The 1679-nt window shown below is 55.4% G+C and carries 1 rRNA gene; it reads left to right on the top strand.

The features are described 5' to 3' along the window. The first annotated feature begins 99 nt into the window (after positions 1 to 99). A 16S ribosomal RNA gene (locus G5B43_RS19185) occupies positions 100 to 1629 on the top strand. Positions 1630 to 1679 lie beyond the last annotated feature (50 nt).

Here is a 1679-nt window from a genome sequence, read left to right as displayed (position 1 = left end):
GGGGAAGCTGTAAGGAATTACAATTTTTTTCCGGTCCGGGCCGTACAGTACATTTACTGACGATCCGGTCTAAGAAGACCGGGGTCAAGATTCATTTTTACAATGGAGAGTTTGATCCTGGCTCAGGATGAACGCTAGCGGCAGGCCTAATACATGCAAGTCGAACGGGATTGCGGTAGTAGCTTGCTACTACTGCATGAGAGTGGCGCACGGGTGCGTAACGCGTGAGCAACCTGCCCATGTCAGGGGTATAGCCCGTTGAAAGACGGATTAACACCGCATGAAGATGGTTTCCGGCATCGGGGACTGTCCAAATATTTATAGGACATGGATGGGCTCGCGTGACATTAGCTAGTTGGTGCGGTAACGGCGCACCAAGGCGACGATGTCTAGGGGCTCTGAGAGGAGAATCCCCCACACTGGTACTGAGACACGGACCAGACTCCTACGGGAGGCAGCAGTAGGGAATATTGGTCAATGGGCGGGAGCCTGAACCAGCCATGCCGCGTGCGGGACGAAGGCCCTATGGGTCGTAAACCGCTTTTATACGGGAACAACCGCAGCTACGCGTAGCTGTCTGAGTGTACCGTAGGAATAAGGATCGGCTAACTCCGTGCCAGCAGCCGCGGTAATACGGAGGATCCGAGCGTTATCCGGAATTATTGGGTTTAAAGGGTGCGTAGGCGGCATTTTAAGTCAGGGGTGAAATACAGCGGCTCAACCGTTGCAGTGCCCTTGATACTGAAGTGCTTGAATGTGGTCGAAGGAGGCGGAACGGGACAAGTAGCGGTGAAATGCATAGATATGTCCCAGAACCCCGATTGCGAAGGCAGCTTCCTAGACCATTATTGACGCTGATGCACGAAAGCGTGGGGATCGAACAGGATTAGATACCCTGGTAGTCCACGCCCTAAACGATGATGACTCGATGTTTGCGATATATTGTAAGCGTCCAAGCGAAAGCGTTAAGTCATCCACCTGGGGAGTACGGCCGCAAGGCTGAAACTCAAAGGAATTGACGGGGGCCCGCACAAGCGGAGGAGCATGTGGTTTAATTCGATGATACGCGAGGAACCTTACCCGGGCTTGAAAGTTAGCGACGGTGGCAGAGACGCCACTTCCCTTCGGGGCGCGAAACTAGGTGCTGCATGGCTGTCGTCAGCTCGTGCCGTGAGGTGTTGGGTTAAGTCCCGCAACGAGCGCAACCCCTATGTCCAGTTGCCAGCGGGTCAAGCCGGGGACTCTGGACAGACTGCCTGTGCAAACAGCGAGGAAGGCGGGGACGACGTCAAGTCATCATGGCCCTTACGTCCGGGGCTACACACGTGCTACAATGGGCGGTACAGCGGGCAGCTACCTGGCAACAGGATGCGAATCTCCCAAAGCCGCCCACAGTTCGGATCGGGGCCTGCAACTCGGCCCCGTGAAGCTGGATTCGCTAGTAATCGCGTATCAGCAATGACGCGGTGAATACGTTCCCGGGCCTTGTACACACCGCCCGTCAAGCCATGAAAGCTGGGGGTGCCTAAAGCATGTAACCGCAAGGAGCGTGTCAGGGCAATACCGGTAATTGGGGCTAAGTCGTAACAAGGTAGCCGTACCGGAAGGTGCGGCTGGAATACCTCCTTTCTGGAGCGTCCGGACCGGATTCCGCTGCGCACGTTCATGATCGTCTTTTT

Origin of the sequence: Sphingobacterium sp. SGR-19 (assembly GCF_011043555.1) — a bacterium.
Classification (GTDB): domain Bacteria; phylum Bacteroidota; class Bacteroidia; order Sphingobacteriales; family Sphingobacteriaceae; genus Sphingobacterium.
The sequence above is the reverse complement of the archived record's forward strand: the minus strand, read 5'-3'. Positions and strand labels throughout refer to the sequence as shown.